We start from the raw sequence: 14,916 nt of genomic DNA, 5'->3' as shown, positions 1-14,916 counted from the left end.
AACCTGCTGGCGCTGAACGCCACCATCGAGGCGGCGCGGGCGGGGGAGGCCGGCAAGGGCTTCGCCGTCGTCGCCGGCGAGGTCAAGAATCTCGCCAGCCAGACGGCCAAGGCCACCGAGGACATCTCCGCCCAGATCGGCGGCATGCAGCGGGTGACCGGCGCCGCGGTCGAGTCCATCCGCGGGGTCGGCGACACGGTGGTCGCCATCGACCGCGTCATCGGCTCCATCGCCGCCGCCATGCAGCAGCAGGCCGCCGCCACCGGCGAGATCGCCCGCAATGTGCAGGAGGCCGCCGCCGGCACCGGCGAGGTGGCCGGCAGCATCGCCGCGGTGAGCGCCAGCGCCGGGGAGACCGGCAGCGCAGCGCAGGAGGTTCTGAGCGCCGCGGAACGGCTCGACACCCAGGCGGAGACGCTGCGCGCGGAGGTGGCCGGCTTCCTCGGGCGTCTGCGTCAGGGGTGATAGGACTTAAGGTGGGGTTGCTTCGGCCGGAGCGCCGGTTTCGTGTGTGCATGGTGCCAGCCGCGCGCATCCGCCGCAGCCACGATGGGCGATAGTTTAGAATCGTTCCAGGGAAGGGGCTGGACCGGCGGCGGGTCGCGGCTTACGTTATCCGTGGTCATTCAACACACCGTCATCGGGAAAGGAACGGGACCATGCAGATCGACATCGGGATCGCCGACGCCGACCGTAAGGAGATCGCCGAGGGTCTGTCGCGCCTGCTGGCCGACACCTTCACGCTCTACCTGAAGACCCACAACTTCCACTGGAACGTGACCGGGCCGCAGTTCAACACGCTGCACACCATGTTCATGACCCAGTACACCGAGCTGTGGAACGCGCTGGACGTGCTGGCCGAGCGCATCCGCGCGCTGGGACACTTCGCGCCGGGCAGCTACCACCAGTATGGCGAACTCAGCTCCATCAAGGAGGAGCCGGGCGTGCCCAACGCGCAGGACATGCTGCGCCAGCTCGTCGAGGGGCACGAGGCGGTCGCCCGCACCGCGCGCTCGGTCTTCCCCGCCGCGGAGAAGGGCAACGACGAGTCGACCATCGACGTGCTGACCCAGCGCCTGCAGATCCACGAGAAGACCGCCTGGATGCTGCGCAGCATGCTGGCGTGATCGTGACCGCCGCTCACCGGGCCGTGACTGGACGGTGAGCGGCTTTCGGATCATGTACGGACCGGAAACAATGCCGGGAGGTGCAGCATGCTGATCCGAAGGAACCGCGGGTGGGAACTGCCGGAGCGGGCGGCCACGCCGGAATCCGTGTGGATGGGCCGGCGCGCGCTGCTGGCCGGGGCGGGGGCGACGATCCTGGCCGGCGGGCTGCTGCCCAAGGGGGCCTTGGCCGCCGATGCGCCCGCCGACCCGTCGGCCGGGCTGTACCCGGTGGCGCGCAACGCCGCCTTCACGCTGGACCGCGCCGTCACCGACGAATCCCTCGCCACCACCTACAACAACTTCGTCGAGTTCGGCTCGCAGAAGTCGATCTGGCGCGCCGCGCAGAAGCTGCCGGTGCGGCCCTGGGCGGTCGTCATCGACGGCATGGTCGAGCAGCCGGTGACCGTGGACATCGACCAGCTCCTCGCCCGCATGCCGCTGGAGGAGCGGCTCTACCGCCACCGTTGCGTCGAGGCCTGGGCCATGGCGGTGCCGTGGAGCGGCTTTCCGCTGAAGGCGCTGCTGGACATGGCCAAGCCGCTGTCGTCCGCCCGCTATGTGCGGATGGAGACCTTCAAGAACGACAAGGTGGCGAGCGGCCAGAAGCAGTTCTGGTACCCCTGGCCCTATGTGGAGGGGCTGACCGTGGCGGAGGCCGCCAACGAGCTGGCCTTCATCGCCACCGGTCTCTACGGCAAGCCGATCCCTCCGCAGAACGGCGCGCCGCTGCGCCTCGTCCTGCCCTGGAAGTACGGCTTCAAGTCGATCAAGTCGATCGCCCGCATCACCCTCACCGACCAGCGTCCGGTCAGCTTCTGGGAGAGCATACAGGCCAGCGAGTACGGCTTCTGGGCCAACGTGAACCCCGATGTGCCGCACCCCCGCTGGAGCCAGAAGACCGAACGGCTGCTGGGCTCCGACGCGCGTGTGCCGACGCAGCTCTTCAACGGCTACGGGGCGTATGTCGCCGACCTGTACAAGGGGCTGGAGGGGGAGAAGCTGTACGTGTGACGGTGTACGCGGGGGGCTGAGGTCAGAAGGCCTGCCCCAGGCTGATGTAGAGCTGCCAGCTGTCGTCCCCCGGCTCCTTGTTCAGCGGCACGCCGAGATCCACCCGCAGCGGCCCGAAATCGGTGTAGTAGCGCACGCCCACCCCGGCGCCGAATTTCAGCGGCTCGCTCATGTCGGGAAAGGCGCGGTCGTAAACGGCCCCGGCGTCGACGAAGGGAACGACGCCGATGGTCTCCGTCACCTTGATGCGCATCTCCAGCCCGGCCTCGAACAGCGAGCGGCCGCCGGTCGGGTCGCCCTCGCGGTCGCGCGGCCCCACCTCCTGGAAGCCGTAGCCGCGGACGGAGCCGCCGCCGCCGGCGTAGAAGCGCTTGTCCGGCGGCACTTCCGACAGCCCGGCCCCCACCGCGCTGCCCAGCCCGATGCGCCCGGCCAGCACGTAATTCCCGTCGCCGCGGATGTCGTGGTAGGCGCTGCCGATCAGGTTGGTGGTGACGAACTGGGAGTCGGTGTCGCCGCCGATGGGAATCCAGGGGGTGACGGCCAGCGACAGGCGGTATCCCCGGGTCGGGTTCAGCAGGCTGTCGGAGCCGTCGTAGCGCGCCGCCAGCGGCACGCCGAACAGGGCCGTGCGGTAGGTTCGGTCGTTGGTGACGGTGCGCGCCGCCTCGGTGGTGACGCCGTAGCTGACGGTCAGCCCGTCGAGGATCGGCCGCTCCAGCCCCAGCGCGAAGATGGCGGCCTCCCGCTCGTAGGCCGGCGGGTTGTCGGTGACCACGCCGAAGCTCGCCAGCAGCGTCTGTTTGGGCGCCAGGAAGTCCGGCTTGCGGAACTCCGCCCCCAGCCGCAGGTCGGTCTTGTCGAGACCCGAGGCGGAGGAGTCGCCGCCGACCAGCCGCCCGACCTCGGCGGTGATGCGGAGCTGCTCGGCCCCGCCGAACAGGTTGCGGTGGCCCCAATAGCCGTTGACCCCCAGCCCTTCGGAGGTCGAGTAGGTGAAGCCGAAGCCGATGAAGCGCGCCAGCCGCTCCTCCAGCGTCACATCGACCGGCGTCACCCCGTCCGGCCCCGGCTGCTCGGCCAGCGTCACCCGCGTCAGGTCGAAGGTGCCGAGTGCGGCGATGTCGGTGCGCGCCTTGTCCAGCTTGGCGGGGGCGAAGACCTCCCCCGCGGCCCAGGGGATGCGACCGCGGATCAGGCTTTCCTTCACGTCCTTCAGCCCGTCGATCCGCGTCTCGCCGAATCGCACCAGCGGGCCGGGGGCGACCGTGTAGGTCACGTCCATGCTGCGGTCGCCGTGGTCCACCAGCACCTGCCGGTCCGCCACCTGCGCGAAGCCGTAGCCCCGCGCCCGCAGGCTGTCGATGATCCGGCTCTGCGCCCCGGTCACCTGCGGTGCCAGCGCCGGCTCGCCCGGCGTCAGCCCGATGGTGGCCGGCTCGATGGCCGGGCCGGGCAGGGGGGCGCCGTCGGCCGTGCGCAACGCGATGGTCTTGAAGCGGTAGACCGGCCCCGGCTGCACCGCCACCGTCACCGCGACCGGGCTCTTCGTGTCGTCGATGGCGATGTCGAGCCGCGCGTCGTAATGGCCGGCGGAGCGCAGCGCCGTCTGCAGCCGCTCCCGGTCCTGCGACGCCCGCCGCTCCAGCCCGAGCAGCGACGGCGGCGGGTCCTCCTGCAGGGAGACCAGCGACGAGGTCTCCCGCAGCACGCCCTCGAGCGCATCCTCCACCCCTGTCAGCGCGACGGTGTAGGGCACGCCCTGCACCGCCGCCGACCCCGGTTGTTGCCCTTGCGGCGGCACCTCGCCCTCGGCCGGCTGCTGCGTGCGGGCGACGCCGGCACCCAGGCCCGCGGCCAGGAACAGCGCAGCGGCCAGCCGGGCGGCCCGCGCCCGGTGCCGGGAGCGAGGGTGTCGCGGGGGGCGGTGTCGGGTGGGATCCTGCATCGGCCTCGGGTGAACGGATGGGGGCGATCGGGTGTCGGGGCGCAAACTGTAACGGAACGGGATGGTTGTCGCTCCGGAATTCGGCGCTATCCACATCGTCCGAACGTCCGCCCGTGTCCCCCGGGCAACGCCGCTGTACCGCCGCGTCGCACCCCGTGGGTGTGCCGCGCCGCAGTTCCTGCGTCAGTCGGCGCCGCGGCCGATCGACTTTATCGCTGTCTTTCTGAGGCGGAACCCCGCATCCCGTGCCGCGTTCTGCGCGAATTCGCTGTCCATCTTCGCAATTTGGGCGACGAGATCCCTGGCGTATTGGATGTGGTAGAGGAGGGTTCCGCCGCTCCCGACCGTGCCCGGATCGGCGACCGTGAACGGCTCACCGCGTGGCGTCAGCCAGAAATCGCATTTGTCCCGCCGCATTTCGAGATAGCGGCACCCAAGCTTCTCGAGCGTCTGGCAGAGCCGATCCCGCGTGATGTATTCTCGGTTTTTCGGGTTCGGCGGGACGCCGGGCGGTTGCGGCAATTGGGTTACGAACCTCGGACGAAGTGGTTGCGCTCACCCATCTTCATCTGAAGTGCGGGAGCAGCCAGCGCGTCCGCGTCCAGGTCGTTCAGATGCTCTTCGAACTCGGCGAACGACACATCGGGCTCGTAAACGGCGTGGACTCCGGTCTTGATCTCCAGAAGGCCACTGACCGCGACCGGTATCAGCCGGAACGCCTCGGCCAGATCTTCATTCCCGATGTGCAGGCCACGCAACTCGGGCGAGGTGAAGACATGCACGGGGCCGACCATCCGGTAGTAGACGCTGATCGTCTCTGGCAATCTGATTTCGCACCCCATGCCGCCACCACCGCTCACGCGGGAAACGTCCCGCTACTCGACCGATACAGTTAGCGTCATCCGAAAGGGGCGATCAAACGCAAAGACAGACGATGGCGGGGCGCAAGCCATGCGCTGTGCGCATGGTCGCCGCGATCCGCCATGCGACCGACGATCGTGGGTGCGCGTGCCGCCGCTGGCAGCCCCCCGCAAAACGTCGCTTGCACCGGACCCGTGAATCATTATATTGCGCCGCAACAGTTTCCCCGGAGGGTGCCCGCCGACATGCCGTCGCGTGGGCATTTTTGTTGCGTGTGGAGCGCGGCATCCGGGACCGGCCCCAGCGAGACGAAAAACCCATGAACCTCCGTAACGTCGCCATCATCGCGCACGTCGACCACGGCAAGACCACGCTCGTGGATCAGCTCCTCAAGCAGTCCGGCGCCTTCCGCGAGAACCAGCAGGTCGCCGAACGCGCCATGGACTCCAACGATCTGGAGCGCGAGCGCGGCATCACCATCCTCGCCAAATGCACCTCGGTGCTGTGGAACGAGCTGCGCATCAACATCGTCGACACGCCCGGACACGCCGATTTCGGCGGCGAGGTGGAGCGCATCCTGTCCATGGTCGACGGCGTGGTGCTTCTGGTGGACGCGGCCGAAGGGCCGTTGCCGCAGACCAAGTTCGTGCTGGGCAAGGCGCTCAAGCTCGGCCTGCGCCCGATCGTCGTGGTCAACAAGGTGGACCGCCCCGACGCCCGCCCGCACGAGGTGCATGACGAGGTGTTCGACCTGTTCGCCGGGCTCGACGCCACCGACGCGCAGCTCGATTTCCCCATGCTCTTCGCGTCGGGCCGCAACGGCTGGGCCACCACGGATCTGGAGAACGGCGCCCGCGAGACGCTGGAGCCGCTGTTCGCGCTGATCCGCGACCATGTCCCGGCTCCGCGCGTCGGCAGCGACGAGGAACCCTTCGTCATGCTGGCGACCACGCTGGAGGCGAACCCCTACCTCGGCCGCCTGCTCACCGGCCGCATCCAGGCGGGCAAGGTCCGCCCGAACATGGCGATCAAGTCGCTGACCCGCGACGGCAAGCTGATCGAGCAGGGCCGCATCTCCAAGGTGCTGGCCTTCCGCGGGCTGGAGCGCGTGGGCGTGGAGGAGGCGTCGGCCGGCGACATCGTGGCGCTGGCCGGCCTGACCCAGACCACCGTCGCCGACACCATCGCCGCACCCGAGGTGATGGACGCGCTGCCCGCCCACCCGATCGACCCGCCGACGCTGGCCATGACCTTCTCGGTCAACGACAGCCCGCTGGCCGGCCGCGAGGGCGACAAGGTCACCAGCCGCATGATCCGCGACCGCCTCTACCGCGAGGTCGAGGGCAACGTGGCGCTGCGCGTGCGCGACACCGAGGGCGGCGACGCCTTCGAGGTGGCGGGCCGCGGCGAACTCCAACTCGGCATCCTCATCGAGACGATGCGGCGCGAGGGCTACGAGCTGTCGATCAGCCGGCCGCGCGTGCTGTTCAAGTCCGACCCCCTGAACGGCCAGCGCCTGGAGCCGATCGAGGAGGTCGTCATCGACGTGGACGAGGAGTTCTCCGGCGCCGTCGTCTCCAAGCTGTCCGAGCGCAAGGCCGATCTGGTGGAGATGCGCCAGGGCAGCGGCGGCAAGAGCCGGCTGGTCTTCCACGCCCCGTCGCGCGGCCTGATCGGTTACATCGGCGAGTTCCTGACCGACACCCGCGGCACCGGCGTGATGAACCGCCTGTTCCACGGCTACGCCCCCTACAAGGGCACCATCAACGCGCGGCACACCGGCGTCCTGATCTCCAACAGCGACGGCGTGTCGGTGGCCTACGCGCTGTGGAACCTGGAGGACCGCGGGCCGATGCTGATCGACCCCGGCGTTCCGGTCTACCAGGGCATGATCATCGGCGAGCACACCCGCGGCAACGACCTCGACGTCAACGTCATCAAGGGCAAGCAGCTCACCAACATCCGCACCACCAGCAAGGACGAGGCGGTCCGTCTGACCCCGCCCATCCAGATGACGCTGGAGCGTGCCCTGTCCTACATCACCGACGACGAGCTGGTGGAGGTGACGCCCAAGTCCATCCGCCTGCGCAAGCGCTACCTCGACCCCAACGAGCGCAAGAAGCACCAGCGCGCCGCCGCCGAGGCGTGACGAGCCGCTGAAGCGCAACGAAAAGCTCCGATGAGCATCACTCATCGGGGCTTTTTTCTTGGCACTCGGAGGCGTCCGCGACGCCCCCCGGAGGGGGCGGGTATCAGGAGCCGATCAGCTCCACACCGCCTTGCGGGCCAGACGGCGGGCGTTGGAGCGGGTCTTGCGGTGGATGGGGCCGAGGCCGGCGGTGGCGAAGCTGGCCGCCGATTCCGCAAAGTGGATGCCGGCGTTCAGCCCGGCGTTGATGCTCTCCTCGAACAGCCCGACCACCTCGCCCGGCGAGCGCGCGGTGCCGAGCCCGCCCAGCAGGGTAACCGCCATGCGGGCCTGCCCGGTGAACATCGCCAGGAAGGCGTGCTGGAGCTCGGCGAAACCCTCCGCCAGTTCCTGCGCGGCCTCCGCGGCGGCCTCCACCTTCTCCGCACCCATGCGGATGAATTCGGGGTTCGCCATCTTGGCCGGGTTGCCGAAGGCCGCGGCCAGCATGGCCGTGCGGTATCCGATCGTCTGTGCGGCGGCCAGCCCCATCTCGCCCTGGCGGACGCCGTTGTTCGCCAGCGTTCCCGCCACCGCCAGAAGCCGTGTCGCGGGTTCCGCGTTGTTGCGATCGGTCATCGTGTCTGTCGTCCTCTCGATCCGGGTGACCGTTGCTAACGTGGGGGCCGCCCATGGGTTCCATGATGCGGCCCCCACATCGGCAAGGGTCACACGCGGCACAGTGGCACGGAACCCGTCCGTCCACCACTTTTTTCGTATGACCTCACACGGTCGCCAGAGCCTGCTCCAGATCATCGATCAGGTCCTGGCTGTCCTCCAGCCCGACCGACAGGCGGATCATGTTGGGGGTGATGCCGGCCTTCCGCTTGTCCTCGTCGCTCAGCTTGGAATGGGTGCTGGTCGCGGGGTGGGTGACCAGCGTCTTGGAATCGCCCAGGTTGTTGGAGATCAGCCCGACGCGCAGGCTGTTCATGGTGCGGAACGCCTCCGCCTTGCCGCCCTTGACCCAGAAGGACACCATCGTGCCGCCGCCGGTCATCTGCCGGCGGGCAAGGTCGTGCTGCGGGTGGCTGGTCAGGAACGGGTAGAGCGAACGCTCCACCTTCGGGTGGCTTTCCAGGAACTGGGCGATGCGCAGCGCCGATTCCGTCTGTGCCGCGACGCGCAGCTCCAGCGTCTCCATCCCCTTCAGCAGCAGCCATGCGTTGAACGGGCTGATGGTCGGGCCGGTGTGGCGCAGGAAGGGGTGCACCACCTCGGTGGCGAACTTGCGGTCGGTCAGGATGGCCCCGCCCAGGCAGCGGCCCTGGCCGTCGATGTGCTTGGTGGCGGAATAGACCACCACGTCCGCCCCCATCTCGAACGGCCGCTGCAGCACCGGCGTGGCGAAGGCGTTGTCGACGATCACCTTGGCCCCCGCCGCCTTGGCGAGCTTCGCCACCGCCGGCAGATCGACGATGTCGAGACAGGGGTTGCTGGGCGTTTCCAGGAACACCGCGGCGGTGGGCTGGGACAGAGCCTCCTCCCACTGCGCCATGTCGGTGCCGTCGATCAGCACCGGTATGATGCCGAAGCGCGGCGCGATGTCCTTGATGCAGTAGAGGCAGGAGATGAACAGCCCCCAGGGTGCCACGATGCGGTCGCCGGCCTTCAGGTGGCTGAACAGCGAGGCGAAGACCGCCGCCATGCCGCTGGCGGTGGCGTAGGCCCATTCCGCCCCCTCGTACTCGGCCAGCCGGTCCTCGAACATGCCGGAGGTCGGGTTGCGGAAGCGCGAATAGACGTGGCGCTGGCCGTCGTTGGCGAAGGCGGATTCCGCCTCCTCCGCCGAGCCGTAGACGAAGCCGGAGGTCTGGTACAGCGCCTCGCAGGTCTCGTCGAAGCCCGAGCGCCTGGTGCCGCCATGCACCAGCCGGGTGCGCGGGCGCAGGCCCGAGACATCGGGGGCACGGTGGTTGCGGGGGGTGGTGTTCTCGCTCAAGGCAGCCTCTCCAGACGAAAATGCCCCGACCGTCCAAGGGTCGAGACGCCCGGGAGCGGCTCGGACCTCTTTAGCGGATTGTTTTACGTGGCCCGCAAGCCGGTCGCTCAAATCACCACGTGGGCGGTTTATAGGGGGCTCGGGGCGGGGGGGTCAAGGTGCGCCTGCGCGACGACCCACAACCCTGTCATTCCGTCGTTGCGTTCGGCACCGCCGGCACGCAACGCGACGGAACGCCGATCCGTGTCGCCGCTCCATCGCGGAATGTTTCAGATTGGTTCATTTGCTTTCGGTTTGTTTGAAGTTTCCGAAATTCGCGTGTGTACGAATTGGAATTCCGCCGAAACATCGCTTCGCCATTGTCCCATCCGCGCCGCCAACCATTGGCGGTTGATATGGAGGGGTGGGGCCATGATGAACGAGCAGGTGACCACGCAGGGCCCGATCCCCGAAAGCGCGTCCGCACAACCGGCGCGCGGCCATCGCCCCTCGGCGGAGGAGTTGGCCCTCGTCCTGACGCGGCACGAGGCGTTCGTGCTCGGCCGTCCAAACGCCGCCCGCGCGGTGATGAAGCTGTGGGATCTCTCGATGGCCGACCTCTCCGGCCGCATCCTGGACGGGGCCGATCTCACGGGCGTCCGGCTGATGGGGGCGAAGCTGACGGGCGCGCGGCTGATCGGCGCCTCGCTGTTCGGGGCTGACCTGCGGCGGGCGCAGATGGTGCGCGCCGACCTCAGCCGCGCCGACCTGCGGGGGGCCCAGCTTCGCGGCGCGCTGATGGCGGGCTGCAACCTGATGCACGCGGATTTGCGCAACGGCATCCTGATGGTGCAGTCCGCCGGCGAGCTGACGCCGATGCTGCGCGCGTCGGCCAAGTCCGACCTGTCCGCCGCGGTGCTCGCTCGCTCCAACCTGAGCCAGGCGAAGATTTCCGACAGCTTCGTGCTGCAGACCGACCTGCGCGACACCTGCCTGCGCGGCAGCAAGCTGATGCGGGCGGATCTGCGCAACGCCGACTTGACCGGCTGCGACCTGGAGGGCGCCGACCTGTCGGAATGCGACCTGAGCGGGGCCAAGCTGGTGGGCGCCATCCTCAGCCGCACCGTCATGCGCCACACCAAGCTGGAAAGCGCCGACATGATCGGCGCGCTGCTCGACGGTGTCGACCTGTCGCTGGCGCGCACCAGCGGCGCCAAGCTGGGCATCGCGCGGGCGGTGCTGGGGAACGAGCTGTCCGCCATCCTCGACTCCCACGACGACTGGGTGGTCAGCGGTGGCCGCAAGGGCCGGCGGGCCGACCTGTCCAACCGCGACCTGTCGGGCCTGGACCTGTCGGGCGCCAACCTGTCGGCGGCGATGCTGCGCGCGGCGCGCCTGAACAACGCCAATCTGGAAGGGATTGCGCTTGTGACCGCCGACCTGGAACTGGCCGACCTCCGCGGCGCCAACCTGCGCGGTGCCGACCTGCGCGGTGCCCGGCTGCACCGCGGGCTTCTCGACTACGCCGACTTCTCCGCAGCGCGGCTCAGCCCGCTGCCCATCACCGGGGGCACCCTGTTTCCCGCCGACCTGACGCGCGCCCGCGCCCGCCGCGCCATCTTCAGCGGCGCCGACCTGACCCGCGCGAAGCTGAACGGCGCCGACCTCGGCGGCGCCAACCTCGCCCAGGCCTGGCTGTCCAACGCCGCCATGCTCAACACCAACCTGATCGACGCCGACCTGCGCGGCGCCACCACCACGGGCGCCGACATGCGCGGCGCGGAGCGCCGCGAGGCGGCGTGAGCCTGCGGGCGTCCGGGACCCCCAGCCACCCCCTCGACCGCCGCGGCGGCTTCCGCCATCATGGCGCCCTCCCGCCGACCGAGACCGGACGCCCGCCCATGAGACTGCTGATCGACGCCCCGCGGATCGCCGAACGGGTGGAGGCCATGGCGGCCGACATCGCCGCCGTCTGCCCGCGCGACACCGTGATGGTGGCGGTGATGAAGGGCAGCATGGTCTTCGCCGCCGACCTGCTGCGCGCCATGGGCCGCGCCGGCATGGCTCCGCGATTCGAGACGCTGCGGCTGCGCAGCTACGGCAGCGGCACGGTGAGCAGCGGTGCGGTGGAGCTGGTGGGGCCGGTGCCGTCGGACATCGTCGGGCGGCCGGTGCTGCTGGTGGACGACATCGCCGACAGCGGCCGCTCGCTGGACTACGCCCGCCGCAGCCTGCTGGCCGCCGGGGCGACGGAGGTGCGCATCTGCGCCCTGCTCGACAAGCCCTCGCGCCGCATCATCGACGTGCCGGTGGAGTTCGTCGGCTTCACCGTGGACGACCTGTTCGTCGTCGGCTACGGCATCGACCACGCCGAGGATTACCGCTACCTGCCCTATGTCGGGGTGGTGGAGTAGGGGGTCACCCCGCCGGACCGTTCTCCGCCGTTCCATTGCCTGGCGGCGGCTCCACCTCGCCGCGGCGCTGCAGCCACAGGGCGGCGGTCCAGCACAGGATCGCCCAGGCGGCGCCGACGCACCAGCCGGCCAGCACGTCGCTCGGCCAGTGGACGCCCAGATAGACGCGGCTGGCCCCGACCAGCAGCGTCAGCGCGATCGCCACGGCCAGGATGTACAGCCGCTCCCCCGGCCGCGCCTGGACGCGCATCAGCAGGGCGCCGAGCGTCAGGTAGGTGACCGCCGACAGCATGGCGTGGCCGCTGGGAAAGCTGGCCGAATAGACCTCCACCGCGTGCGGCACGAGGTCCGGCCGCGCCCGGCCGAACAGCAGTTTCAGCAGCGTGCCCAGCAGTGTGCCGCCGCCGACCGACACCGCCACCAGCACCGCCGCCCCGCGCTTGCGCGCGATCAGCAGGAAGCCGACGACCGCCAGCGTCACCAAGGTCAGCACCACATGGCTGCCGAGTGCGGTGATGTCGCGTGCCACCTCCTCGAGCCAGCGGGGGCCGATGGGGTCGGACAGGTCGGCCGGGTTGCGCAGCGCCAGCAGGATGTTGCGGTCGAAGGCCAGCGCCTCGCCCTCGATGATCTCCTCCGCCAGCATCCCGAAGGCGAGCAGCCCACCCGCCGCCGCCAGCAGCGTCGCCAGCAGCCACAGCTCGACGGTGGCGAGGCGGCGCCACAGGATGCCCAGGATGGGGATGCGCATCATGCCCCTCCCAGCGCCAGGGCGCGCAGTCGGTACAGCTCCTCCAGCGCCTGCCGGGGCGTCAGCTCGTCCGGGTTCACGGCCTTCAGCGCGTCCTCGACCGCCGAGCCGCGGGGGGCCGGCGCCTCCGCCTTCGCGGCCGGGCGTTTCAGGGCGGCGCTGAACAGCGGCAGGTCCTCGGCCAGACGGTGGATGGCGGCGTTCTGGTCGCCCGATTCCAGCAGCTTCAGCACGGCGTCGGCGCGCGCCACCACGGGCGGCGGCAGGCCGGCGAGCTTGGCGACGTGGATGCCGTAGCTGCGGTCGGCGGCACCCGCCGCCACCTCGTGCAGGAACACCACGTCGCCCTGCCATTCCTTGATCCGCATGGTGTGGCAGGAGAGCGCCGACAGCTTGGAGGCCAGCATGGTCAGCTCGTGGTAATGGGTGGCGAAGAGCGCGCGGCAGCGGTTGGCGTCGTGCAGATGCTCCACGCAGGCCCAGGCGATGCTCAGCCCGTCGAAGGTGGCGGTGCCGCGGCCGATCTCGTCCAGGATCACCAGCGCCCGCTCCCCCGCCTGGTTCAGGATGGCCGCCGTCTCCACCATCTCCACCATGAAGGTGGAGCGCCCGCGGGCGAGGTCGTCGGCGGCACCCACCCTGCTGAACAGCCGGTCGACCACCCCGATGTGGGCGGCGTCGGCCGGCACGAAGGCGCCGATCTGCGCCAGCACGGCGATCAGCGCGTTCTGCCGCAGGAAGGTGGATTTGCCGGCCATGTTGGGGCCGGTCAGCAGCCACAGCCGGTTGTCGGGGGCGAGGTCGCAGTCGTTGGCGACGAAAGGGCCGCCGTGCTGGGCGTCCAGCACCGCCTCCACCACCGGGTGCCGGCCGCCGCGGATGGTGAAGGCGAGCGAGCGGTCCACCACCGGCCGCACCTGGCGCCGCTCCGCCGCCAGCTCGGCCAGCGATGCTGCCACGTCGAGTGCGGCCAGCGCGCGGGCGGCGGCGGCGATGGCGTCGGCGCGGCCACCCACCTCCGCCACCAGCGCCTCGAACAGCTCCAGCTCCACCGCCAGCGCGCGGTCGCCGGCCTCGGAGATGCGGCGCTCGAGGTCGGACAGCTCCACCGTCCCGAAGCGCACGGCGTTCGCCATGGTCTGGCGGTGCATGAAAGTCTCGCGGTTCTTCCCCGACAACAGCTTGTCGGCGTGCGTCGCGGTGACCTCGATGTGGTAGCCCAGCACGTTGTTGTGCTTGATCTTCAGCGTCGGCACGCCGGACAGCTCGGCGTAACGGGCCTGCAGGCCGGCGATCAGCCGCCGGCTCTCGTCGCGCAGCCCCACCAGCTCGTCGAGCTGGGGCGCGTAGCCGCGGGCGATGAAGCCGCCGTCGCGGGCCAGCAGCGGCAGTTCGGCGGCCAGCGCGGCGCGGAGATGGTCGACATGGGCGGCGTGCTCGCCCAGCCCCGCCGCCACCGCTTTCAACCCGTCCGGCAACCCGTCCGGCAACGTACCGCCGGCCGCCAGCAGGGCGCGCACCGCGCCGGCCTGGGCCAGCCCGTCGCGGATGGCGGCAAGGTCGCGCGGGCCGCCGCGCCCCAGCGTCAGGCGGGACAGGGCGCGCTCCAGATCCGGGCAGGCCTTCAGCGCCTCGCGCAGGTCCTGCCGCAGCGCCTCCTCGGCCAGCAGGAAGCCCACCATGTCGTGGCGGCGCGCGATCGCCGCCACGTCGGTCAGGGGCGCGGCGAGGTGGGCGGCCAGCAGCCGCGCCCCGGCCCCGGTCACCGTGCGGTCGATGGTGGCGAGCAGGCTGCCGCGCCGCTCGCCGGTCATGGTGCGGACGAGTTCGAGGTTGCGGCGGGTGGCGGCGTCGATCTCCATCACCGCACCGGGGCCGACCCGGCGCGGCGGCGACAGACGGGGGATGCGGCCCTTCTGCGTCAGCTCCACATAGCCGACGATGGCGCCGGCGGCGGCCACCTCGGCGCGGGTGAAGGCGCCGTAGGCGTCCAGCGAACCGACGCCGTAGGCCGCCATCAGCCGCTGCCGGCCGTTTTCGCTGTCGAAGCGCGGGTTGGGCTGGATGGTCATCCGCTCCTTCCACTCGCCCCACAGCTCGAACAGGTCGGGCGCCTGGGCCAGCCGTTCCGGCACCAGAAGCTCCTGCGGGTCGAGCCGGCCGATGGCGGCGGCCAGCCCGGCGCGCTCCACCGGCTGCACCGCCAGCTCGCCGGTGGACAGCTCCAGCCACGCCAGCCCCATGCCGCCGGCGGCTTCCGCCACCGCGGCCAGCCAGTTGCTGGAGCGGGCGTCCAGCAGCGAATCCTCGGTCAGCGTGCCGGGCGTGACGATGCGGATGACGCCGCGTTTCACCACCGACTTGGCGCCGCGCTTCTTGGCCTCCGCCGGGTCCTCCATCTGCTCGCAGATGGCGACGCGGAAGCCGTGGCGGATCAGCCGTTGCAGGTAGGATTCGTGGCTGTGCACCGGCACGCCGCACATCGGGATGTCGCCGCCCTGATGCTGGCCGCGCTTGGTCAGCGCGATGTCCAGCGCGGCGGAGGCCCGCACCGCGTCCTCGAAGAACAGCTCGTAGAAGTCGCCCATCCGGTAGAACAGCAGGCAGTCAGGGTGCGCCTGCTTGATCTCCAGATACTGCGCCATCATCGGCG

13 protein-coding genes and 1 riboswitch are annotated in these 14,916 nt (G+C 70.3%); of the genes, 6 read left to right on the top strand and 7 right to left on the bottom strand.

The genetic code is table 11. From position 1 onward, the window contains the following. The 3 genes from HL658_RS29705 to msrP all read left to right on the top strand — a co-directional run. The coding region (locus tag HL658_RS29705) for a methyl-accepting chemotaxis protein (protein ID WP_246338039.1) at positions 1-465 on the top strand (465 nt) is incomplete at its 5' end. Between the two features lie 194 nt (positions 466-659). Continuing rightward, on the top strand, positions 660-1,127 hold the full coding sequence (locus HL658_RS29700) for a Dps family protein (protein WP_180285131.1): 468 nt from the start codon (positions 660-662) through the stop codon (positions 1,125-1,127). Between the two features lie 87 nt (positions 1,128-1,214). Beyond that, entirely contained in the window at positions 1,215-2,180 is a 966-nt protein-coding gene (gene msrP / locus HL658_RS29695) for a protein-methionine-sulfoxide reductase catalytic subunit MsrP (protein ID WP_180285134.1), read from the top strand. Positions 2,181-2,202: 22 nt separating this feature from the next. Here the strand turns inward: msrP and HL658_RS29690 are convergent, their stop codons facing one another. The 3 genes from HL658_RS29690 to HL658_RS29680 form a co-directional block, all read right to left on the bottom strand. Further along, the gene (locus tag HL658_RS29690) at positions 2,203-4,128 is read right to left on the bottom strand and encodes an autotransporter assembly complex protein TamA (protein ID WP_180285135.1); all 1,926 of its coding nucleotides are present in this window, start codon (positions 4,126-4,128) and stop codon (positions 2,203-2,205) included. A 183-nt stretch (positions 4,129-4,311) separates the two neighbouring features. After that, the gene (locus HL658_RS29685) at positions 4,312-4,650 is read right to left on the bottom strand and encodes a hypothetical protein (RefSeq protein ID WP_180285136.1); all 339 of its coding nucleotides are present in this window, start codon (positions 4,648-4,650) and stop codon (positions 4,312-4,314) included. Between the two features lie 5 nt (positions 4,651-4,655). Then, on the bottom strand, positions 4,656-4,988 hold the full coding sequence (locus HL658_RS29680; RefSeq protein WP_180285137.1) for a hypothetical protein: 333 nt from the start codon (positions 4,986-4,988) through the stop codon (positions 4,656-4,658). A 320-nt stretch (positions 4,989-5,308) separates the two neighbouring features. On the opposite strand from HL658_RS29680, the gene typA reads away from it, so the two are divergent. Then, positions 5,309-7,138 carry a translational GTPase TypA gene (gene typA, locus HL658_RS29675; protein WP_180285138.1) on the top strand — a complete coding sequence of 610 codons (1,830 nt, stop codon included), beginning with the start codon at positions 5,309-5,311 and terminating at the stop codon, positions 7,136-7,138. Positions 7,139-7,252: 114 nt separating this feature from the next. Here typA and HL658_RS29670 read toward each other — a convergent pair whose 3' ends face one another. Then, positions 7,253-7,756: a phasin family protein gene (locus tag HL658_RS29670; protein ID WP_180285139.1), complete on the bottom strand. Its 504-nt coding sequence runs from the start codon at positions 7,754-7,756 to the stop codon at positions 7,253-7,255. Positions 7,757-7,901: 145 nt separating this feature from the next. Beyond that, positions 7,902-9,119 (bottom strand): O-succinylhomoserine sulfhydrylase, encoded by a 1,218-nt coding sequence (metZ, locus tag HL658_RS29665; RefSeq protein ID WP_180285140.1) that lies wholly within the window; start codon positions 9,117-9,119, stop codon positions 7,902-7,904. Positions 9,120-9,168: 49 nt separating this feature from the next. After that, positions 9,169-9,248, bottom strand: a riboswitch (SAM riboswitch). 282 nt (positions 9,249-9,530) lie between these two features. Between metZ and HL658_RS29660 the strand changes: the two genes are divergently transcribed. Both HL658_RS29660 and HL658_RS29655 read left to right on the top strand, forming a co-directional pair. Beyond that, positions 9,531-10,901 (top strand): pentapeptide repeat-containing protein, encoded by a 1,371-nt coding sequence (locus HL658_RS29660; protein WP_180285141.1) that lies wholly within the window; start codon positions 9,531-9,533, stop codon positions 10,899-10,901. A gap of 98 nt (positions 10,902-10,999) precedes the next feature. Further along, positions 11,000-11,512, top strand: coding sequence for a phosphoribosyltransferase (locus HL658_RS29655; protein ID WP_180285142.1), 513 nt, complete (start codon positions 11,000-11,002; stop codon positions 11,510-11,512). A 4-nt stretch (positions 11,513-11,516) separates the two neighbouring features. Here the strand turns inward: HL658_RS29655 and HL658_RS29650 are convergent, their stop codons facing one another. Continuing rightward, positions 11,517-12,263, bottom strand: a complete 747-nt coding sequence (locus tag HL658_RS29650) for a phosphatase PAP2 family protein (RefSeq protein ID WP_343055386.1) — start codon at positions 12,261-12,263, stop codon at positions 11,517-11,519. Continuing rightward, the gene (gene mutS / locus HL658_RS29645) at positions 12,263-14,911 is read right to left on the bottom strand and encodes a DNA mismatch repair protein MutS (RefSeq protein WP_180285263.1); all 2,649 of its coding nucleotides are present in this window, start codon (positions 14,909-14,911) and stop codon (positions 12,263-12,265) included. The genes HL658_RS29650 and mutS overlap by 1 nt, the downstream gene beginning before the upstream one ends. Between the last annotated feature and the right edge of the window lie 5 nt (positions 14,912-14,916).

The organism is Azospirillum oleiclasticum, from assembly GCF_013423485.1.
In the GTDB taxonomy this organism is placed as follows: Bacteria; Pseudomonadota; Alphaproteobacteria; order Azospirillales; family Azospirillaceae; genus Azospirillum; species Azospirillum oleiclasticum.
Note: the sequence above shows the minus strand (reverse complement) of the source record. Positions and strands in the feature narration are given on the sequence as shown.

Bases quoted from the DNA above. Each gene is read 5' to 3' on its own strand.
- HL658_RS29700 (WP_180285131.1), top strand. From the start codon at position 660: ATGCAGATCGACATCGGGATCGCCGACGCCGACCGTAAGGAGATCGCC.
- msrP (WP_180285134.1), top strand. From the start codon at position 1,215: ATGCTGATCCGAAGGAACCGCGGGTGGGAACTGCCGGAGCGGGCGGCC.
- HL658_RS29690 (WP_180285135.1), bottom strand. From the start codon at position 4,128: ATGCAGGATCCCACCCGACACCGCCCCCCGCGACACCCTCGCTCCCGG.
- typA (WP_180285138.1), top strand. From the start codon at position 5,309: ATGAACCTCCGTAACGTCGCCATCATCGCGCACGTCGACCACGGCAAG.
- HL658_RS29670 (WP_180285139.1), bottom strand. From the start codon at position 7,756: ATGACCGATCGCAACAACGCGGAACCCGCGACACGGCTTCTGGCGGTG.
- HL658_RS29660 (WP_180285141.1), top strand. From the start codon at position 9,531: ATGATGAACGAGCAGGTGACCACGCAGGGCCCGATCCCCGAAAGCGCG.
- HL658_RS29655 (WP_180285142.1), top strand. From the start codon at position 11,000: ATGAGACTGCTGATCGACGCCCCGCGGATCGCCGAACGGGTGGAGGCC.
- HL658_RS29650 (WP_343055386.1), bottom strand. From the start codon at position 12,263: ATGCGCATCCCCATCCTGGGCATCCTGTGGCGCCGCCTCGCCACCGTC.
- mutS (WP_180285263.1), bottom strand. From the start codon at position 14,911: ATGATGGCGCAGTATCTGGAGATCAAGCAGGCGCACCCTGACTGCCTG.